The following is a 20,915-nucleotide window of genomic DNA, read 5'->3' on the forward strand; positions in this document are numbered from 1 at the left end:
CTAAAACTCAAACTGATAGAGCAAATCCAGTGCCTGATCAACGCCAGACACGGCTTCCAAATAGAGTTTGGGCATCAGGCGATAACGCAAGGTTAAGGTCGCCAGTGAATCAAATATGCCAACACCGTATTTTACTTGCAGACCCGGCAACACATAACCACTTACCTGCACCTGCTGGCTGTCGCCAACACCGGTGGTATCAAGCGCAAGGTTACTGACGCCAAATGTCTCCCCGATTTTACCCATAACCTGCCCACTTTGTGCAACCCCCAGGCCAATTAACGCAGAAGTTAGTGCATTGCTGTCGCCGTTGGCATCGAGTCCCTGACCACGCAACAGATAAGAAAGCGCCTCCTGCTGCGACATCGCCGGGTCGGAGAAGATTTCAACTTTAGGTTCATCGGCTAACCCGGTTACGCGAATCCCGGCGGTGACATCATCCTCAGTCGATTCCGGGTTGCGGATAGCTTCGAGGTTCAGATAGGGCTGATCAGGCGGTCCGGCGAATTGCAACTCGCCTTTGCGTACAATCAGATCCTGACCGTAAGCACGAAAACGACCGTCCGGGATATTAATCTGGCCGTTCAGTCCAAGACCGGTTTTATCCTGCACCAGCTTCAGGTCGCCATTCAGCTTCGCTTTCAGGCCGAAGGCTGACAAACGCACATCGTTTCCGACGTGGATAACCAGATTGCTGTTGATCGGGATGGCGTTGGTTTTCGGCTGAATCGGTTTCAGATTCTGGTCCAGCATCACTTCGTCCGACGACACGCCAGTTGCACTTTCCGGCACTTCCTGCACGGTGATGCGCGCCCAGGGAATATCCACCCGGCCATCAAGATTGAAAGCCGCTGGCGTCGCTTCAAACACCAGGTCTGGCGACACATCCATACGCACCATTGGCGGTACGGTGACGCGTACCCGGCTGCCCTGCGCGGCAATGCGCGCACGCCAGTTATCGAGCTGGCTCCAGTCAGCATTGCCGTTAAGGTTGATATTGCCTTGGGCGGTCTGGATCAAGCCATTGAGGGTCGAACTCATCCCGTTAAATACCATGTTGAGGTTAGCTTCGGTGAGGTCAACCGGCATAAAGCTGGCTTCAACGTCCACGCCACTCAACGCCAACTGGCCGAACACCTGCGGCTGTTGCAGATTGCCGCCGAGCCGAAGGGCGCTGTTGAGATTGCCCTTGATCTTCTCGCCCTGCATCAATGCCGGGTTGAACATTGCCAGCGAAATATTGCTGATGTTGACGTTACCCGATAGCTGACGACGTTTCTCGGGGTCAGCGATTTGCACATCGCCACTTAACTGCCCGTTATTCACAATGCGAATTAGCCAGTCGAGCTGGGCACGACCGTTGTGCATGGCGGCATTGAGGTTCAGGGTGTCGAAAGCAATCGGCAACGTATTACCCTGCACATCCTGTTCGACTTTCACGCCATTGCCCTTCAGTGCAACGGTGCCGGTCGGCAGTGCGCCGTCGGCCGTCCAGTTCACGCGTGCATCACCGCTGAATACGCCGGTCAGCTTAGTTTCATCGGTCAGGAAAGGTTTGATCATCGCTAAATCAAAACGACTCAGCACCACATGGGCGTGACCACTGGCACCCGCTTCAATCGGCTCCGGCACGCATACCTGCGCATTCGGGTTTTGCCAGCAGTGTGGCCCGATAGTCGCGGTTTGTTTGCTGTTGAGATAATCAATCGCCATCGCCCGCGTCAGACGCCACTCGCCTACCGGGGTGTCGAAGCGGGTATTGTTCAACGTCCCCTGCCAGTGCTGCGTTTTGCGGTCAAAGCTGCCGTTGAGCGCCAGCTGACCGGAAACCGGCTCACCCTGCACGTTCAGTTTCAACTGATGCTGCTTTTCGTTGCCGTCAGCATTGAGCGTGAGCAGATTGATCGCCAGCGTATCCTGCTTCAGTTGCTCAACGCGCAGTTGCAGTTTACCCGCCACCTGGTCGCTGGATTTCACGTCCCCCTGCAACGCAACACGCGCAATGCTCAGCGCCTGCCAGCGCAAGCCGGTAGCGGTAAGGTCAGCCAGCACTTGCGGTGCCTGTAGCGTTCCTCGTGCCTTGATGTTGCCTTTCACCACACCGCCCAACCCTGGCAGCGCATTGTCGAGGTGCGGCGCATCAATGACGGCGTCCAGATTCAGTGCATCACCCAGCTCGCCTTTGACATCAACATGGTTACGCCCCAGCACCAGATTGATTCCGGGGATTTTCCACTGGTTGTAGCTGTTGCCGGTGAGAGAACCATCGGCGCTGACCGCATTATTTTTCACATTCCCTTTCAGCTGTAGCTGCGGCACGCTCAGCTGCCAACTGCCGCCGTACAGGCTACCGCGTGTGGCGATTTTGCCATCCAGCTTCGCTGGCCACTCCGGGTATTGTTTGGCGGTGTTGATGCCGGATAGCGTCAGTTCACCGTGCCAGCTGATCGCTTTGCTCCAGTCCACCAGCGCGGTCAGGTCGATATTGCCCTGCAACGCCGCCACCCGCAGCTTGTCGAGGTTGAACTGCTGCACATTGCCTTTGCCGTCGAGTGAGATGTCAGCAGGTGGGACACCTTCTCCTTTCACCGCCGTACGCAATGACATCACGTAATCGGTGGCTTTGCCTTTAAACTGATAATCCAGCTTATCCGCCTGATACTGCACCGGGCCGGTCAGCGGCCAACGCAGTTGCGGGCTGGTAAGTTTCAGTGACAACGGCAGCCCCACCACCGCAGGCTGGGCGGCAGCATCTAACTGCGCCTGCACCGGGCCAGAGAGATTAAGCGCCAGCTTTAACTCATCACGCAGCGCGCCGCTCAGGTTCAGTTTGATCTTCTCCCCTTTAATCGGGTCAAGATTCACCGCACCGCTGAGCGCAAAATTGACCGGCCAGTTATCGGCCAGAGTGGCCTCACCGCTGGCGTTGACCTGCCCCTGGGTGGAATCCACATCGAAGGTTTCCAGTTGCAGATGGCGATCGTTCGTCTGGGCTTTCAGCAGCAGGCTGTTGATGGTGACATCGGTATCGCCGGTCAGTCGCAGTTGTTTACCGCTCAGCTCCTGCACGGTGATATCCAGCGGCAGTGTAAAGTCCGGTAACGCAGGCAGTAGCGGTTGAGCAAACATCGCCTGTAGCGTCTCGCCCAGCGGTTTCTCTTCCGGCTGCGGTTGCTGAACTTTCGGCTGCACCACCTGCTCATCGACGACTTTGGCTACTTTAGGCAGCGCAATCAGCAGGCTTTCAATATGGGTTGGTGTCAGTGTCAGCGCACGCTCCTGCCAGTGCAGGCCGGTAGTGAAATCCAGCAGCGAAATCGCCGTGTCATCCACTTTGACATTGATGTTATGCAGGCCGACTTTGCTGAGGGTGATCGGATAGGGGGTGCTGAGATTGGTCGTCCCGCTCTCCGGCTCCGGCGCAGGCGCACTAGCCGGTGCCATTTTCTTACTATCCACCACCACGCTGACATCCTGCAATCCGATGTCATCGACACACACCGAGGAGTGCAGCAGACAATTCAGGTTGAGCGCCAGATGGAAGCGTCCGGCATCCACGCTGACGCCCGGCATTTCATACTTCACGCCACTGAGCGTCAGATCGCGCCAGCCACCTTCGACTTTGTTGATGGATAATCCCGGCACCCAGCGATCGGCCCCTTTCAACAACAGATGCAAACCCGGTGTGGTGCCAATCAGAAACGCCACGCTGCCGAGAATCAGCAGCAGAAAAATACCAAAACCTATCAGGACCTTTTTCCACAGCTTCATAGTTCAGGCCCCAGTCCGATATAAAATTGCAATCCATGCTCCTCATCATCACCAATCGGACGAGCGATATCGAGTTTGATTGGCCCGACCGGAGAAGCCCAGCGCACGCCAAAGCCCGCGCCAGTTTTAAAGTTGCTTTGTTTGATGTCGTTCACCGCTTCGCCGGAGTCGATGAACACCGCTCCCCACCATTTTCCGGTCACGTTGTATTGATATTCGAGAGAACCGGTCGCCAGTTTCGAGGCGCCGGTCAGCTTACCGTTGTCATCGCGCGGTGAAATTCCCTGATATTTGTAACCGCGAATGCTGCGGTCACCCCCGGCGAAGAAGCGTAAGTCGGGCGGGACTTTTTCAAAATCGTTGGTCTCAATCCAGCCAAGATTGCCGCGTAGCACAAAGCGATTCTTCTCACCCAGCGTGCGGATCCAGACGTTTTGCGCCTGTAAGATCAGGAAGTCGACATCTGAACCCCAGGTGGTATCCGACACATCTGCTGAATAGCGCTGGGAATCGCCCCAGTTTGGCATCAAGCCACCACGCGAACGGGTACGGCTAAGGCTGACGCCGGGATACAGCAGCATGGTGGTGTTGGTGACGCTACCCTGGGTAAAGTGGTCGAGACTCCAGCGCAGGTTGACGGCTCTTTGCCAGCCGCTGCTGCTGTCCCAGTTACGTGACACGCCAAGCGTGGTGGTGTCAGCTTTGGTATCGTTCAGGTCGGTGCGTTTTACCCCACCGGAGAAGGTATAATATTGTTCCAGCGGGCTTTTCAGCAGCGGGACTTTATAGCTGAGATCGAGCTGCTGTTCCGGCGCGGAAATATAGGCGCTGGTGGTCAGGCTATGACCGCTGTCATTAATCCACGGCTTTTTCCAGGTGCCTTTCAGACGCGGCCCGACATCGGTGGAGTAACCGATACCGGTTTCGATGGTGTTTTCCGTGCGCGGAGAAACCACGGCATTGAGCGGCAACACTTTGGTTTGTCGCCCTTTATCAAATTCGGGTGCCACCACGACCGAGTTGAACCACCCCGTGGCGGAGAGACGGCGGTTTAGTTCTGCCAAATCGCGCGAGCTGTAGGGATCGCCCTCTTTAAACGGCACCAGATTGCGCAGATAGGCTTCATTAATCTGCGATCCCTGAAAAGTTACATCACCAAAGCGATAACGTGGGCCGCTGTCATAGTCGATGTTCCAAAACGCCTCACGACGCTCCACTGACACGCCAAGCTGGCTCTGCTTAAAGTCACCGTCGAAATAACCATTACGCAGCGCCAGGCTGGAGAACCCGCTTTTAAATTTGTCGTAATCACCATGATTGAGCTGAGTACCCACCTTCGGGGTGCCCTGCTTAACCCAAGCTTTGTAGTCGGGATCGTTTTTCGCGGCGCCTTCCACCACGATGGTACTGCCGCCAATCTTGACAGGCTCTCCGGCCGTGACGCGCGCGATTAATACCGGGCGTCCCCCCTGCGGCGGTGCCGGACGCGATTCGAAATCAATCTGAGGCTCATAGTAACCCAGGGCGCGTAGCCCCTCTTTAACCGCTACGGCAACACGCGCGCGGAAACGACCGTCGTTGGAAACCTCGTCGCTACCAATGGTGGAGAGGCGCGCCCTGACGTTTTTCTCTAAATCCCCGGATAAGCCTTCCAGCTGCAATCGCACCTTGGCCGCATGAAGGGCAGGTGCGACCAGCAACAGGCTGGCCATGCAATAAATATGAAATCGTGGCACGCTTACTCCTGTTAATAATGCCTGCCCCTATTCCGCAGGGGCATTTTTTTGTTTCGCGGGTAAAACCCGTGCAGGCATACCCATCAGCATAGCCGCTCTTTTCCCCGAACAGCTGCGTAAAAACGGCAATTAAGCCAAATCGTGTCTATTGTCGGCAAATGACCGGAGCGATACAACAACGAAGCGGCGCTTCTGCGGGTTCTTGACAAGCACTCAGACTAATCTTAAGCGCTGTTACGTCTCCGCTGGCGGCATGATGAGCGCTGCTGCTATAATCACCGTCCGGCAGGCATCGCCTGCTTTCATTTCTGCCCCGACGTTTACTGACTTGTCGAATTGGCGCAGACATTTTTGGCACGGATAGCCCTGTTTGACTGGTAAGTACCGGATGTACGCCCTTTCTGAGCTGCCCAGGCCAAAAATGACAAGTGATTAACCCAACGGACCATTTATGCTCGATAGCTTACTTGTCATTCTTTTACTGATTATTATCAGTGCCTTTTTTTCTCTGTCGGAAATCTCGCTGGCGGCTGCCCGCAAGATCAAGCTTAAACTGCTGGCTGATGAAGGAAATATTAATGCTCAGCGTGTCCTGAAGATGCAGGAGACGCCGGGTATGTTCTTTACCGTGGTGCAGATTGGCCTGAACGCGGTGGCGATCCTCGGTGGTATCGTCGGCGATGCGGCCTTCTCCCCCGCTTTTAACTCGCTGTTCACCCGTTTTGTCTCGCCAGAGCTGGCCGATCAACTGAGCTTTATTTGCTCCTTCACCATCGTCACCAGCATGTTCATTCTGTTTGCCGATTTAACCCCGAAACGGGTTGGCATGATCGCCCCGGAAGCCATTGCGCTGCGTATCATCAATCCGATGCGCTTTTGCCTGCTGGTGTTCCGCCCGTTGGTATGGCTGTTTAACGGACTCGCGAACGTCTTCTTCCGTATTTTTAACCTGCCGATGGTGCGTAAGGACGACATCACCTCCGATGACATCTACGCCGTGGTGGAAGCCGGTGCACTGGCCGGGGTGTTGCGTAAGCAGGAACATGAGCTGATTGAGAACGTGTTCGAGCTGGAGTCCCGCACCGTGCCTTCTTCCATGACGTCGCGTGAAAATATCGTCTGGTTTGATCTGCACGAAGACGAAAGCAGCCTGAAAGCGAAAATCGCCGAGCACCCGCACTCCAAATTCCTCGTCTGCGATGGCGATATTGACCATATTGTCGGTTATGTCGATTCCAAAGAGTTACTGCTGCGCGTACTGGGTAATCAAAGCATGACGCTAAACAGCGGCGTGCAAATTCGCTCTGCGTTGATTGTGCCGGATACGCTGACGTTATCCGAAGCACTGGAAAGTTTTAAAACCGCCGGTGAAGATTTTGCGGTGATTATGAACGAATACGCGCTGGTGGTCGGTATTATCACGCTCAATGATGTGATGACCACCCTGATGGGCGATCTGGTCGGTCAGGGGCTCGAAGAACAGATTGTGGCGCGTGATGAGAATTCGTGGCTGGTGGAAGGCGGTACGCCGATTGATGACGTGATGCGCGTGCTGCATATCGATGAGTTCCCACAGTCGGGCAACTATGAAACCATCGGCGGCTTTATGATGTATATGCTGCGCAAGATCCCGAAACGTACTGATTTTGTGAAGTTTGCGGGTTATAAGTTTGAAGTGGTGGATATCGACAGCTATCGCATCGACCAGTTGCTGGTAACGCGTATTGATGAACGCCCGCCGGTGCTGAATGTGGCGAAAAACGCCGCCGCTGATGCTGAAAATCCCTCATCGTAACCACGCGATAAAAAATTCAGGGCGCCATCGGCGCCCTTTCTTCTGCTTAATTGTACTCGGCTTGTAGCCGCAGCACCTGGCGATTGATTTCGGACATCACGCTTAAGTGCTGCACGTCTTTGACGCGCGGGATAAGCACCTTCCCTTTATCGAACTCGAATGCGCCAACGTCCTTGATGTACAACCTTCCTTTAAATAGCGTTTTTACGTATTTCGCAATTTGCAGCGGATTATAACGCTGGAAGATCTTCATGCTGTTCTTAACTCCTGTACAGATGTAAAACGCTTCGCCGTTGCCAAAATCGGTACGAGCCCATGAAGCGCAAATGAGGCCTAAACTATAGAACATCCTGCGTTGCGGATGTTCCGAAAAAATGATTTTTTTACTGAATTGACACATCATTACAGAACACTCTGTTATCACGGTCACACAATCCAGTATAAACCTTCGGACATTAAGGAATTGTGGCGTTGGTTACAAAGCTGTGAACTCGCCGCGACAGGGCGCATCATCCACGCTTATTATTGCAGGAACATGACCAACTGGTCTGATCACTCAGGAGCAACTTTCATGCGATTGCCACATCTGGTGTTTGCACTGGCGCTACTTTTACCTAATCTCGCTGCGGCACACCTGTTCAAACAGGGGGAGCGCGTACCTGCGGTCGGTATCAATGACAAAGGAGAATTGCTCTGGCAGCAGGATAAATTTAGTTATCGCCCGTGGAATAGCGCGCAGCTCATCGGCAAAGTGCGGGTCATCCAGCATATTGCCGGGCGATCGTCAGCTAAAGAACAAAATGCGGCATTGGTTGAAGCCATTAAAGCCGCCGGTCTGCCACATGACCGCTACCAGACCACCACCGTGGTCAATACTGACGATGCCATTCCAGGCACCGGTATGTTTGTACGTAGCAGCATCGAAAGTAATAAGCAGCAATATCCGTGGTCGCAATTTATCGTCGATAGCAACGGCAACGCGCGTAAAGCCTGGCAACTGGAAAGTGGCGGTTCAGCGGTGGTGGTGCTGGATAAGAGCGGGCATGTGCAGTTCGCCAAAGATGGTGCACTGACGCAACAAGAAGTACAGCAGGTGATGACGCTGTTACATCAACTGCTGAAGTAGCGGCGCGATTTATCGCGTGCCCTGGCCTTTCAACGGCGCGATTTATCGCGCGCCCTGGCCCTTCAACGGCGCGATTTATCGCGCCGTTACGTTACGGTTTGCGGATCAAAACAGCGACACGCGAAAGCCAGGATTGAGGAACGATTCACGCGGAGCATAGTCAAGGGTTTTGCCGGTCCAGTCATGCACATGCGCGCCTGCGGCGATCGCGACGGCGTGTCCGGCACCGGTATCCCAAATGTTAGTTGGTCCAAAGCGCGGGTAGAGTTGGGCCTTCCCCTCTGCTACCAGGCAGAATTTTAGTGATGAGCCGATGGCCGTCGTCTGATGTTCACCCAACTGCTGCAAATACTCTTTCAGTTCCTCATCCTTATCAAAATGGGAACGGCTGATCACCACCAGCGGCGGGCGTGCATCGCGCACATGCACCTGGGTTTTGTTGCCCCCTTCTTCTTTCCAGGCTTTGCCTTCCGCAGCGGAATAAAGCACGCCGATGGCGGGCGCATACACCACACCCAGCACGGGTTTTCCTTTTTCAATCAGGGCGATATTTACCGTGAACTCACCATTACGCTTGATAAACTCTTTGGTACCGTCCAGCGGATCGACCAGCCAGTAACGCTGCCAGTGCTGACGGATTTCCCAGCCTGGTGGATCTTCCTCTGACAACACCGGTACGTCAGGCGTCAGGCTATTCAGCCCGCTCACAATGACTTTATGCGCGGCGAGATCAGCTGCCGTGACCGGAGAGTCGTCAGCCTTGCGTTCGATATCCATCGGCTGTACGCCGTTGTAAACCTGCATAATCGCATCGCCCGCCTCACGAGCCAGCTGGCAAATTTGCTCTAACATACTTCACCTCTTTTTCTGCTGATTCTGCTTACTCGCTGCCAACGGTAAACCTGTATCCATTTTAGCAGGCGACCCGTGTTACCCGAGGCACACGCCGGGGCGAGCGCAATCTATTTTAATATCAATATCATAGTTCAACGCATGCCGTCATCTGTGACCTGATGCTCTGTGGCATCGGTACAGCCACATGGCAAAACCCTGAAGCACATCACGTTTTCATCTGACAATTTGTCACCTTTTTACATTATTTTGAGAGGCCAATTGGACAGCAACAAGGAGGCAACATGTTCAAAGTGAGCATGGCGTTACTGACATTCGGCCTTTCAGCCGCTCTGGCACAGGCCGCAACGGTGGATTTGCGCATTCTGGAAACCACCGATCTGCACAGCAATATGATGGACTTTGACTATTACAAAGACACCCCAACAGAAAAGTTTGGCCTGGTACTTACCGCCACGCTGATTCATCAGGCGCGTTCGCAAGTCAAAAATAGCGTGCTGGTGGACAATGGCGACATCATTCAGGGCAGCCCGCTCGGTGATTACATGGCAGCGAAAGGGTTGAAACCCGGCGAAGTCCATCCGGTGTACAAAGCGCTTAATACGCTGGATTACAGCGTTGGTAATCTCGGCAACCACGAATTTAATTATGGCCTGCCTTATTTGAAAAAAGCGCTGGCGGGCGCGCGTTTTCCTTATGTGAACGCCAACATTATTGACCTGAAAAGCGGAAAACCGCTGTTTACCCCTTATCTTATTAAAGAAACGACCGTCACTGACCGCGACGGGAAGCCACAAAAGTTAAAAATCGGTTACATCGGCTTCGTTCCGCCGCAGATTATGATCTGGGATCGCAACAATCTACAGGGAAAAGTTCGCGTTGATGACATCACGGAAACAGCGAAGCGTTATGTGCCGGAAATGCGTACAAAAGGTGCTGAAATAATCATCGCTATCCCACATTCCGGTTTAAGCAGTGAGCCGTATCACGCCCTGGCGGAAAACTCGGTTTACTACCTCAGCCAGGTTCCAGGCATTGATGCCATCATGTTTGGGCATGCGCATGCGGTGTTCCCGAGTAAAGATTTTGCCGCTATTAAAGGCGCAGACATTGCACAGGGGACGCTGAATGGCGTGCCCGCCGTGATGCCTGGCATGTGGGGCGATCACCTCGGTGTAGTCGATCTGGTGTTGGATAACGCCGGCGGTCACTGGCAGGTGAAGCAGGGCAAAGCCGAGGCGCGTCCGATTTATGATAGTGTGACCAAAAAATCACTGGCTGCTGAAGACGTCGGGTTGGTGAAAGTACTGGCACAGGATCATCGTGCTACGCGCGCCTTTGTCGCCAAACCGATCGGCAAATCCGCTGATGTGATGTACAGCTATCTCTCGCTGGTACAGGACGATCCTACAGTGCAGATCGTCAATAACGCCCAGCGTGCCTATGTTGAACATTTTGTTCAGGGCGATCCCGATCTCAGCCGCTTGCCGGTACTGAGTGCGGCGGCCCCATTCAAAGCGGGTGGTCGCAAAAACGATCCGACCAGCTACGTGGAAGTGGAGAAAGGCAATCTAACCTTCCGCAATGCCGCAGACCTCTATCTCTATCCCAACACCCTGGTGGTAATGAAGGTCAGCGGGGAGCAGGTGAAGGAGTGGCTGGAGTGTTCTGCCGGGCAGTTTAACCAGATCGATCCACACAGCACTCAACCACAATCGCTGATCAACTGGGACTTCCGCACCTATAACTTTGATGTCATTGACGGCGTGCAGTATCAGATTGATGTCACCCAACCGGCGCGCTACGACAACGAATGTCAGCTGATCAATAAAGATGCCTCACGTATTAAGGATCTCACCTGGCAGGGCAAACCCATTGATCCCGGCATGACATTCCTGGTGGCAACCAATAACTATCGCGCTTACGGCGGCAAATTTGCGGGGACAGGAGATAAGTTTGTGGCGTTTGCTTCGCCCGATGAGAACCGCTCGGTGGTAGCGGCTTATATCAGCAGCGAAACCAAAGCGCATGGCGAGGTTAAACCGCAGGCGGATCATAACTGGCGTCTGGCAGCGATTCATACCTCTACGCCGTTAGATATCCGTTTCGAAACCGCACCTGGCGCGAAAGCTACTGGCTTTATCCAGCAACACGCGGATTATCCGATGAAAGCGGTAGGAAGTGACGAGATTGGTTTTGCGATTTGGCAGGTAAATTTACAACAGCAGTGAGGGATGGCGGGCGGCAAATCGCCGCCCTGCCTGAGCCTTACAGGATTTCCAGCAGCTCTACTTCAAAGATCAGGGTGCTGAACGGCGGGATGGAGGCACCCGCGCCACGCTCACCGTAGGCAATGTTATGAGGGATAACCAGTTCCCATTTGGAACCAACCGGCATCAGGGTCAGAGCCTCAATCCAGCCGGCAATCACGCCGCTTACCGGGAATTCTGCCGGTTCGCCACGCGCCACAGAGCTATCAAACACGGTGCCGTCAATCAGTTTACCGGTGTAGTGCACACGCACGCGGTCCTGACGAGACGGGATAGCCCCATCACCCTGTTTGATCACGCTGAATTGCAGACCTGATTCGGTGCTGCTTACGCCTTCACGCTGTGCGTTCTGCTCAAGGAACTTCTGACCTTCTGCCGCCATCGCCTGTACGCGCTCACGACGCACGCCTTCAGCACGCTCGTGTACTTCGCGCAGGGCGCGGTGAACCACATCAACCGGAACTGCCGGTGAATTCCCTTCCAGCGCGTCGCGCAGGCCCGCGAGCAGCGCTTCCGGCTGCAAACCTTGCAGTCCGGACTCCAGCAGCTGCTGGCCTACCTGTAAACCGATACCGTAACTTGCTTGTGCTTCGACGCTGTCGAATGAAGGGGTTGTCATCTTGTTTCCTTAATCCCGGAGAAAAATAGAAACGGCAGCATAACAGCGCAGGCCGCTGGCGTAAAATCTCGCGCATCACAGATGACATTTCTCAGGGAAAGAGAAACAATACAGACGTCAAATTTTTCAATGCTGGCAGGCACTTCGTGCCCACATTGCCCATACTACACTAGAGGAGAGGATGAGCCTTTCCTCCGTCGAGATAAGAGAGAATACATGGGCCAGATCGCCCCACGACGTCGCAGGACGCGCGCATCGCGTACTTTTTTACCCTGGTTGCAACGTTGGCTGCCGCAAGGTAAACGCCAGGCCGCCAGTGAGGAGGTTTCACGAATGGCTTCAGCTACCCCTTCCCGCTTTGTTGGCGGTCTGCACCGCGTCTGGCATCTGCTGGACAATGTTCGCTGGATGGATCCCCTGCCCGCGCTGCACCGGCGCGGTATCGTGATTGCGCTGCTGGTTATCCTGTTAGCCTTTCTGTGGCCCAGCAGCACGCCGCAGTATCCGGTGGAACGCCCGGTCAGCGAAAGCGCACCCAAAGAGGTACCGATGCAGGCGGAGATTTATGACAACAAGAGCACACCAGCCGCTGATTCACAGGGTGAGTGGCACACCTATACCGTTGCCTCTGGCCAGACGCTGGCGCAGCTGTTTCGCGATAACAATTTACCGGTGAATGATGTGTTTGCGATGGCACGAGTGGAAGGCAACGATCAACCGCTAAGTGCGTTGCAAAGTGGTCAGCAGGTGAAAATTCGTCAGAATGCCCAGGGTGTGGTGACAGGATTAACCGTGGACAGCGGCAACGGACCGGTGCTGTTTACCCGTCAGCCAGACGGCAGCTTTATCCGCGCGCAATAACAAAAAAGCCGGCACAAGGCCGGCTTTTCCGCATTACCGAGTAAAATTACTCAGCAACTACATTCACAACCAGTTTCGCGAACACATCGCCGTGAACCTGGAAGTCAACTTCGTGCTCACCAACGGTGCGCAGAACGCCGTTCGGCAGACGAACTTCGCTCTTAGACACTTCAACGCCAGCTGCAGTTACAGCGTCAGCGATGTCGCGAGTACCGATGGAACCGAACAGTTTACCTTCGTCGCCTGCTTTAGACGCAACGGTAACGCTGCCCAGAGCATTGATTTTCTCAGCGCGCGCGTTAGCAGCTGCCAGAACTTCAGCCAGTTTGGCTTCCAGTTCAGCGCGACGAGCTTCGAATTGCTCCAGATTTTTCTTGGTAGCTGGTACCGCTTTCTGCTGCGGGAACAGGAAGTTACGTGCGTAACCCGCTGCAACGTTTACCAGGTCACCCAGGTTACCCAGGTTTACTACTTTATCAAGCAGAATAACTTGCATTACCTTATCCTCTTAAAGTCGTGGTTGACGGCGGCCGATTACTGATGACGATCAGTGTACGGCAGCAGGGACAGGTAACGCGCGCGCTTGATAGCACGAGCCAGCTGACGCTGGTATTTAGCGCGAGTACCGGTGATACGGCTCGGTACGATCTTACCGCTTTCGGTGATGTAGTTTTTCAGCGTAGCGATATCTTTGTAATCGATCTCTTGAACGCCTTCCGCAGTAAAGCGGCAGAATTTGCGACGACGGAAATAACGTGCCATTTGGCTAGTCTCCAGAATCTATCAATTCAATCTGCTCGGCATGTAACACAATTCTACTCTGGCCGTTGCGTGCCTGATGGCAGCTAATAAAACCTTCGAGAATGAGTTGCGTGCCGACCGTTATATGTTGAGTAATCGCCTGATGGGCGCTGCCGCTGATAATCACCGGCATCTGACACCAGGCTTGCCGGTGAAACCCGGCTTCCTCCTGCATGGAACGGTGCTCAAGCACGAACTGGCAGTGAGGAATTCCTGACGGACTGACTTTTCGAACCGGCATCTTGCACACAGTGCCAGAGAGGCGCAGTCGATTGGTCGTCACGTTGGATTACTCTTCAGAATCCCCAGCATCTGAGTCATCTGCCGCTTCGTTAGCGAAATCTTCACGGCGTTCACGACGCTCGTCTTTCGCTTTAACCATCGGAGATGCTTCAGTTACCGCGTGCTTAACGCGCATAACCATGCTGCGGATAACGGCGTCGTTGAAGCGGAAGTTAGTTTCCAGCTCGTCAATCACTTCCTGCGGCGCTTCTACGTTCAGCAGAACGTAGTGTGCTTTGTGCAGTTTGTTGATCGGGTAAGCCAGCTGACGGCGGCCCCAGTCTTCCAGACGGTGGATCGTGCCCTGAGCACCAGTGATAGCACCAGTGTAACGCTCGATCATGCCCGGAACCTGTTCGCTCTGGTCAGGATGGACCATAAATACGATTTCGTAATGACGCATCGAAATTGCTCCTTACGGATTATTCAGCCTCCTGTCAGGGTCAGCTGCGGCCCACGGAAGCAAGGAACGTTATAGGTTGTGATTCATCCGATAAATGAAACACACCTCTGAATGCAGCTGAAAAATTGACGCGTAATCATACTGACGTTGCCCGCTAAACTCAAGCGGACAATTCATCAAATGGCGTGCTACGTGCCAGGTAAGGCGTCATTTTGTGCTAACGATGACAATTCAGTGGGTTAAGCGGTGTGACGACAAAAAGGCTGAACAACAGGTTCAACAGGCCTGGCTGGCAGCAATTTGGTGAAGAACTAAACTATTTATGGGCGCAACGGTTCGGCTTGTCGTCGGCGTCTGAGAGTGAATTCCCTGTAGTGAGGAGTCGATTATGAAAACTTTCGTTATCGCTGCTTTACTGGGTCTCTTCCTGTCTACTCCCGCGGTTGCCAGCACTACTGATTATGCGCAGCAGATGCGAAGCAACAGCAGCCAAGCGGCATCAGGCCCTGTCTACGTCAACCGGCTGGGCGCACCCAGTGATAACCACACCGGCGCCAATAGCAGCGCGGCTGAACGGTTATCGTCTCAATTGTAGTCCGGTGTGTCGTAACGGGCTGGCGGTGGATTGCCAGCCCGAATTCATTTCACAGATGATGTTTGAAAAAACTCACCAGCGCGCACAACGCTGAAGGGGTGATTTTGTGCCCAATCTGCTTCTCCGACAGAAAGGTTAACTTGCCGTCGAGTTGCGCTTCACGTAATGCCTTCTCCAGCCGCACCGTTTCGGCAAACGGCACCACTTCATCAGCTTCGCCATGCCATAACAACAGAGGTCGGTTCGCCAGTTTTTCGAGGTGCTGGCTGGGATCATAAGGGGCCAGCGGTGCCAGACGTGCGGCAAAAGTTTCTTTTTGCTCCGGCGTGCGCGCCACCAGCGGTGGAAACAGCATATGGCTCAGTTGCATAAAGTAGCACGACCCCATCATACAGGCGACGCTGTGGATCTGCGGATAACGTGCCATTGCCCCCAGCGCCGTCATCCCGCCCATCGACGCCCCCGCCACAGCAAAGCGTTCTTCCGCAATCCAGTCTTTTTCCCGCAGTGCCGCTTCCAATAGCGGCACTTCGTCGATGTTTTGTCTGAGAATCTCCCAAAAATGCGTCATGCGGGTTTCGGTATCGCCGTTATAACGCGCACCATGCATATCCGCATCCGGCATCACCACACGAAACCCCGCCTGTGCCAGGGCAACCGCAAAGTAGCTGTACACCTCTTTCGACGAGGTGAAGCCATGATAAAACAGCACGGTCGGTAAACGCGCCTGCCGCTGTCCCGCGGGTGCCGCATGGATACACTGGATTCCTGCCAGTGTTTCCGTCGCCAGTTCAATCATGTCGCCTCCGTTGAGAATGATTATCACCTGCTCAAGTGTAAACCCTGCACTTCAAAACGCGAGTCACTTCACATTTTTGTGCGAATAATTTCCACCCTAAACCTTTTGCCCAGTTTGCCGTTGATCTTGTATCCCTTCATCCACATCAACATAGGTAATTTATGAAGCGTCTCTCTCTCAGCGCAATGGGTCTCGGCATCAAGCTGTCTGTACTGACGTCTTTAAGCGTAGCCGTGGTACTGCTGACCCTCACCCTGACCCTGAGCCACAACGCCGCTCGCCAGCTGGAGCAACTGGCGACTGACGATATGCAAAATCAGGTGCAGGGCATCAGCGAGATGGCCACCATGTTTAATACCACCCTCTCTGCCGAGGTGGCGAATTACACCCGATTGTTTCAGAGTTTTCTGCCGAAGCGCTTTAGTCGCGATGAAAGCGCCCGCATCCAGGTGGGCGACATCAACACGCCGACCCTGCGTGCCGGGCTGAAAACCCTCAACCTTGACCAGATTGCGGTGGATGATTTCCTCGATCGTACCGGTGCCGTGTCGACTGTTTTCGTGCGTGACGGTGATGATTATGTCCGTATCGCAACGTCGCTGAAGAAGGAAGACGGCAACCGTGCGATCGGCACCCGACTGGACCGCAGCAGCGCCGCCTGGCGTAACGTCAATCAGGGCAACGTTTATCGTGGCCTGGCTACCTTATTTGGTCACCGTTACATCACGCAATATCAGCCCGTCACCGATGACAGCGGTGCGGTGATCGGCATCCTGTTCGTCGGGGTACAAATCGATAAACAGTACGCGCTGATGCGCGAAAAAGTGCTGGCCCGCCATCTCGGCGACAGCGGGCGCTTCTTTGTGCTGAACGGTGCAGCCGGTGCCACTCAGGGACAATATCTGTTTGATAGCCAGCGCGAAGGCAAATTGCCGCTGTGGAGTGCGGCGACACAGCAACAATTGCTGAACGAGCCAAAAGGTCTGGTCGCCATTCCGCTGGACGGTGAAACCAAACTTCTGGCCTGGCAGCAGTTGCCGGGCTGGAACTGGATTATTGCCGGGGAAGTCAGCCAGGCCAGCCTGCTGGCTCCGATTACCCAAAGCCGTAACCTGTTTATCGCTATAGGTCTGGCGTTGGTGATTGCCTTTGCCATCGGCTTTATGTGGTACAGCCGCCGGGCCATCACCCGCCCGCTTCATCAGGTGATCCATTTAGCCGAGGAGTATGCGGCAGGGAATCTCCAGGCGCATCTCGACTCGACTCGCCATGATGAAATTGGCCAGTTAGTGGCGGCGATTAACGGCATTGGTGATGGCCTGGAGCAGATCGTCGGTCAGGTGCGCCAGACTGCACAGCAGATCAGCCAGGGCACCGACAATATTGCCGCCAGCAGCCAGAACATCAGCGAACAGATTGGTCGCCAGGCCAGCAGCGTGGAACAAACCTCCGCCAGCATGGAACAGTTTGGCGCAACCGTAGCGCAAACTGCGGCCAACGTGCGCCAGGCGCTGGTATTGGTGGGTGAGACTGACCAGACCGTGTCCCTGGGTGGCAAAACCGTATCACGTTCGGTCAGCACCATGACCGAAATACGCGTCGCCTCGCAAAGCATCGCCGATATCACCCATGTGATTGAATCTATCGCGTTCCAGACCAATATCCTGGCACTGAATGCGGCGGTAGAAGCGGCACGAGCCGGTGAGCATGGTAAAGGCTTTGCCGTGGTGGCGGCGGAAGTTCGCGCACTGGCGCAGCGCAGCGCCCAGGCAGCCAAAGAGATTGACGGACTGATCACCCGCTCCATCAGTAAGGTAGCGGAAGGTCATGCCCTGTCTGAGCAGACGCGTGATGCCATGCAACACATTGTGGAACATATCACGCAGGTAAAAGCCCTGATGGGTGAGATCAATGTTGCCGCACAGGAACAGGCCGCAGGCATTGGTCAGGTGAATCTGGCGATGAACCACATCAGCCAGGCTACCCATCAGAACAGCGATCTGGTGACTGAATCTGAGGCCACCGCCCAAAGCCTGAGTCAGCAGGGCCATCATCTGACCCAGCTGGTGAGTATTTTTCATCTCAAGTCATAATGCGGCAGGGGAAGATGGCATACACTTGAGCCATCTTCCCTGAACCGGAGCTACCATGCGCGTTTCGTTATTTCTGGCCTTCAGCCTGCTGTTGAGCGGCTGCTCGGCACTGACGCCAACTCCCAAAGCGCCACCGCCACCCACCACACATGCTCAGGAAATTAATCGAGCGCAGAGCTACGGCCTGCCCAAACTCGGTACCATCAGCGCTCAGGTGCGCGGCTCGCCGGATGATGCCCAGCGCGCTATCGCCGCCAGAGCGAATCAGTTGGGTGCGACGTATTATCAGGTTTTGATGCTGGATGAGACGGTTTTGCCCGGTTTCTGGTACGCCACCGCCATCCTTTATGGCCCCTCAACCGGAACAGGCTCGCAGCAGTAACCGCGAGTTAAGATCGTGGCTTAATGGCCGCTGCCCGCGCGTATCGAGAAACTGCTGACACCAGCCATCGGCCAGTGGCGGTTCAGCCACTTTGAGCAGGATGGCCGCCGTGGCCAGTTGCAACAGTTCCGTCGTGACCGCGCGCGCTTGCCCCTCCTGCACATTGCCGAGACGCAAACGCAGTTGCCGCCAGCGACGGTCGAAATGACGGTTGCAGCCTTTGACTGTCTCCAGTTCATCACTGATCATCGCCAGCATATCGGATTGCCGGTTCAGAACCCGTAGCACATCCAGGCACATCACATTGCCGGAGCCTTCCCAGATGCTGTTGACCGGCATCTCACGATACAGGCGTGGCAGTTCGCTTTCTTCGCAATAACCAATGCCGCCGAGCACCTCCATAGCTTCGGCCACAAAGGGTATCCCGGCCTGGCAAATAACATACTTGGCTGCGGGAGTGAACAGCCGCGCATAGAGGCGCTCATGCTCGCTGACCGGGGTTGACCAGGCACGAGCCAGACGCAGCAGCAGGGCTGTTTGTCCCTCTAGCTGGAGCGCCTGCTGTGCCAGCACCGTGCGCATCAGGGGCTGATCGCTGAGATTTTTGCCCATCACCTGGCGTTGTTGCGCATGATGCAGGGCGATGGAGAAGGCGCGACGCATCAGCCCGTGACTGCCAAGCGCGCAATCGAAACGCGTCATTCCTCCCATCTTCAGAATCAGACGGATGCCTTCGCCCTCTTCGCCCATTAACCAGCCGATGGCGTCCTGGAATTCCACTTCGCAGCTGGCATTGGAACGGTTGCCGAGTTTGTCTTTCAGACGTTCAAGCCGAATGGCGTTACGCTCGCCATCCGGTAACAGGCGCGGCAGGAAAAAGCAGCTCAGGCCACCCGCGGTCTGTGCCAGGATCAGGTGCGCATCGCTTTGCGGCACCGAGAAAAACCATTTATGCCCGACGATACGATAAGTCTCACCTGGCCCACGCCCTCCCAGCGGTTCCGCGCGTGTGCTGTTGCTGAGCACATCAGTGCCGCCTTGCTTCTCGGTCATCCCCATGCCAATCAGCAAACCGCGCTTTTTATTACCGGGTTGATGATGTGCATCATAACGGTCGCTCAGTAACGCATCGCGCCAGTCGGCGTAGGGCTCAGGTAGATGGTTTTGCAGCAGCGGGATGGCGGCATGGGTCATGGTCACCGGACAAAGAGAGCCCGCTTCTACCTGCGCGTGCAAAATAAAACGCGCGGCGCGCGCGACCATCGCATTGGGTTGTACATCGGGTTGCCAGCTCAGATTATGCAGGCGGCTGGCGCATAATCCCTGCATCAACAGATGCCAGGCGGGATGAAAACGCACCTCATCCAGTCGTTCGCCGCGCGCGTCATAGCGCACCAATTCCGGTGGCTGAGCATTGGCCAGTCGCCCCAGTTCCAGTGATTCGGCACTGCCGAGTTGCAGGCCCACAGAGGCCAGCCACTCTCGATCCCAGCTGGCACCTTCACGCGCGACAGCTTCGCATAACGGCAGATCGCGGGTGAACAGGTTGCTGTTGCTCAGTGGCTGAGGTTGATTGAAAACGTTGTGAGTGGTCCAGGTCATAACGGCTCCTCGCGCTTACCCGTCACACTAAGTATGAGGACGACGCGCAGTTATGCCTGGCACAGAAACTAATTTGCGGTGGGGATCACGCCTGACGTTGGCGTACGGCCTCAAACAGGCAAATGCCGGTGGCTACCGAGACGTTGAGGGAGGAGACGCTGCCCGCCATCGGAATGCTGATCAGTTCATCGCAATGTTCACGGGTCAGACGGCGCATGCCCTCACCTTCCGCCCCCATCACCAGCGCCAGGGACGCCGGCAGCTTGCTCTGATACAACGTATGATCGGCTTCACCGGCGGTACCGACGATCCAGACCTGATATTCCTGGAGCAGACGCATGGTGCGCGCCAGGTTGGTGACACGAATCAACGGGACGTTTTCTGCGGCGCCACAAGCCACTTTCTTCGCCGTCGCATTCAGTTGCGCCGAGCGATCTTTTGGCACGATCACCGCGTGCACACCAGCCGCATCGGCACTGCGCAGGCAGGCACCGAGGTTATGCGGATCGGTAACACCATCAAGGATCAACAGGAACGGATTCTCAATGGATTCCAGCAGATCCGGGAGATCCCCTTCCTGATAATTTTTACCCGGCTTCACGCGCGCCACGATACCCTGATGTACCCCGCCTTCTGCCTGACTATCGAGCCACTGGCGGTTCGCGACTTGCACGGCAATTCCCTGAGCTTCCAATGCAGCGATCAGCGGTTGCAGGCGACGATCGTCACGGCCTTTGAGGATAAAGACTTCCTGAAAACGCTGGGGGTCACGCTCCAGCAACGCCTGCACGGCATGGATACCAAAAATTATTTCACTCATTACTTAGCTCAAGGTTGGATGTCGAACAGTAGCGGCGCAATTCATTGCGCGCTTTGTAAAATCTGCGCGCTAAATCGCACCGCTACGAAATGTGCCGGAACTTTATGG

General features: G+C 55.0%; 19 protein-coding genes. 7 read left to right on the forward strand and 12 right to left on the reverse strand.

Annotated features, from left to right (window positions below; all coding sequences use genetic code 11):
- Complete coding sequence (gene tamB, locus CTZ24_RS17865; RefSeq protein ID WP_208724256.1) at positions 1-3,771, reverse strand: autotransporter assembly complex protein TamB; 3,771 nt, start codon at positions 3,769-3,771, stop codon at positions 1-3.
- Positions 3,768-5,507, reverse strand: coding sequence for an autotransporter assembly complex protein TamA (gene tamA / locus CTZ24_RS17870; RefSeq protein WP_437180261.1), 1,740 nt, complete (start codon positions 5,505-5,507; stop codon positions 3,768-3,770). The genes tamB and tamA overlap by 4 nt, the downstream gene beginning before the upstream one ends.
- Before the next feature lie 451 nt (positions 5,508-5,958).
- Between tamA and paeA the strand changes: the two genes are divergently transcribed.
- Positions 5,959-7,302: a polyamine export protein PaeA gene (paeA, locus tag CTZ24_RS17875; protein ID WP_021183553.1), complete on the forward strand. Its 1,344-nt coding sequence runs from the start codon at positions 5,959-5,961 to the stop codon at positions 7,300-7,302.
- A 46-nt stretch (positions 7,303-7,348) separates the two neighbouring features.
- Here paeA and CTZ24_RS17880 read toward each other — a convergent pair whose 3' ends face one another.
- Positions 7,349-7,555: a DUF1107 domain-containing protein gene (locus CTZ24_RS17880; protein ID WP_208724257.1), complete on the reverse strand. Its 207-nt coding sequence runs from the start codon at positions 7,553-7,555 to the stop codon at positions 7,349-7,351.
- Positions 7,556-7,873: 318 nt separating this feature from the next.
- Here CTZ24_RS17880 and CTZ24_RS17885 point away from each other — a divergent pair, with 318 nt between their 5' ends.
- Positions 7,874-8,428 (forward strand): YtfJ family protein, encoded by a 555-nt coding sequence (locus CTZ24_RS17885; RefSeq protein ID WP_021183555.1) that lies wholly within the window; start codon positions 7,874-7,876, stop codon positions 8,426-8,428.
- Between the two features lie 105 nt (positions 8,429-8,533).
- Here the strand turns inward: CTZ24_RS17885 and cysQ are convergent, their stop codons facing one another.
- A complete protein-coding gene (cysQ, locus tag CTZ24_RS17890; protein ID WP_021183556.1) occupies positions 8,534-9,280 on the reverse strand; it encodes a 3'(2'),5'-bisphosphate nucleotidase CysQ in 747 nt (248 codons plus the stop codon).
- A 284-nt stretch (positions 9,281-9,564) separates the two neighbouring features.
- Between cysQ and CTZ24_RS17895 the strand changes: the two genes are divergently transcribed.
- Positions 9,565-11,511, forward strand: a complete 1,947-nt coding sequence (locus tag CTZ24_RS17895; protein ID WP_437180262.1) for a bifunctional 2',3'-cyclic-nucleotide 2'-phosphodiesterase/3'-nucleotidase — start codon at positions 9,565-9,567, stop codon at positions 11,509-11,511.
- A 37-nt stretch (positions 11,512-11,548) separates the two neighbouring features.
- On the opposite strand, the gene bamJ is transcribed toward CTZ24_RS17895, so the two are convergent.
- Positions 11,549-12,169: a BamJ family beta-barrel-assembly machinery protein gene (bamJ, locus tag CTZ24_RS17900; RefSeq protein ID WP_021183558.1), complete on the reverse strand. Its 621-nt coding sequence runs from the start codon at positions 12,167-12,169 to the stop codon at positions 11,549-11,551.
- A gap of 216 nt (positions 12,170-12,385) precedes the next feature.
- On the opposite strand from bamJ, the gene CTZ24_RS17905 reads away from it, so the two are divergent.
- Positions 12,386-13,030, forward strand: coding sequence for an OapA family protein (locus tag CTZ24_RS17905; RefSeq protein WP_302474898.1), 645 nt, complete (start codon positions 12,386-12,388; stop codon positions 13,028-13,030).
- A 46-nt stretch (positions 13,031-13,076) separates the two neighbouring features.
- Here the strand turns inward: CTZ24_RS17905 and rplI are convergent, their stop codons facing one another.
- Genes rplI through rpsF form a run of 4 tightly spaced genes read right to left on the reverse strand, consistent with a single transcriptional unit; the run spans position 13,077 to position 14,516 of the window.
- Positions 13,077-13,526: a 50S ribosomal protein L9 gene (rplI, locus tag CTZ24_RS17910; RefSeq protein WP_021183561.1), complete on the reverse strand. Its 450-nt coding sequence runs from the start codon at positions 13,524-13,526 to the stop codon at positions 13,077-13,079.
- Positions 13,527-13,564: 38 nt separating this feature from the next.
- A complete protein-coding gene (gene rpsR, locus CTZ24_RS17915; RefSeq protein ID WP_000135199.1) occupies positions 13,565-13,792 on the reverse strand; it encodes a 30S ribosomal protein S18 in 228 nt (75 codons plus the stop codon).
- Positions 13,793-13,796: 4 nt separating this feature from the next.
- Positions 13,797-14,072: a primosomal replication protein N gene (priB, locus tag CTZ24_RS17920; protein WP_051337944.1), complete on the reverse strand. Its 276-nt coding sequence runs from the start codon at positions 14,070-14,072 to the stop codon at positions 13,797-13,799.
- Positions 14,073-14,120: 48 nt separating this feature from the next.
- Positions 14,121-14,516 (reverse strand): 30S ribosomal protein S6, encoded by a 396-nt coding sequence (gene rpsF, locus CTZ24_RS17925; protein WP_013510684.1) that lies wholly within the window; start codon positions 14,514-14,516, stop codon positions 14,121-14,123.
- 388 nt (positions 14,517-14,904) lie between these two features.
- Between rpsF and CTZ24_RS17930 the strand changes: the two genes are divergently transcribed.
- Positions 14,905-15,111, forward strand: a complete 207-nt coding sequence (locus tag CTZ24_RS17930) for a hypothetical protein (RefSeq protein WP_021183563.1) — start codon at positions 14,905-14,907, stop codon at positions 15,109-15,111.
- Between the two features lie 49 nt (positions 15,112-15,160).
- On the opposite strand, the gene yjfP is transcribed toward CTZ24_RS17930, so the two are convergent.
- Positions 15,161-15,910: an esterase gene (gene yjfP, locus CTZ24_RS17935; RefSeq protein WP_208724258.1), complete on the reverse strand. Its 750-nt coding sequence runs from the start codon at positions 15,908-15,910 to the stop codon at positions 15,161-15,163.
- 161 nt (positions 15,911-16,071) lie between these two features.
- Here yjfP and CTZ24_RS17940 point away from each other — a divergent pair, with 161 nt between their 5' ends.
- Positions 16,072-18,003: a methyl-accepting chemotaxis protein gene (locus CTZ24_RS17940; protein ID WP_208724259.1), complete on the forward strand. Its 1,932-nt coding sequence runs from the start codon at positions 16,072-16,074 to the stop codon at positions 18,001-18,003.
- A gap of 55 nt (positions 18,004-18,058) precedes the next feature.
- Positions 18,059-18,385 (forward strand): biofilm peroxide resistance protein BsmA, encoded by a 327-nt coding sequence (gene bsmA / locus CTZ24_RS17945; RefSeq protein ID WP_021183566.1) that lies wholly within the window; start codon positions 18,059-18,061, stop codon positions 18,383-18,385.
- Here bsmA and CTZ24_RS17950 read toward each other — a convergent pair.
- Both CTZ24_RS17950 and rlmB read right to left on the reverse strand, forming a co-directional pair.
- Positions 18,359-19,987, reverse strand: coding sequence for an isovaleryl-CoA dehydrogenase (locus tag CTZ24_RS17950; protein WP_208724260.1), 1,629 nt, complete (start codon positions 19,985-19,987; stop codon positions 18,359-18,361). The two genes, bsmA and CTZ24_RS17950, sit on opposite strands and share 27 nt — an antisense overlap.
- Before the next feature lie 85 nt (positions 19,988-20,072).
- Positions 20,073-20,807: a 23S rRNA (guanosine(2251)-2'-O)-methyltransferase RlmB gene (rlmB, locus tag CTZ24_RS17955; protein ID WP_208724261.1), complete on the reverse strand. Its 735-nt coding sequence runs from the start codon at positions 20,805-20,807 to the stop codon at positions 20,073-20,075.
- Between the last annotated feature and the right edge of the window lie 108 nt (positions 20,808-20,915).

Source organism: Pantoea phytobeneficialis (assembly GCF_009728735.1).
GTDB classification, from domain to species: domain Bacteria; phylum Pseudomonadota; class Gammaproteobacteria; order Enterobacterales; family Enterobacteriaceae; genus Pantoea; species Pantoea phytobeneficialis.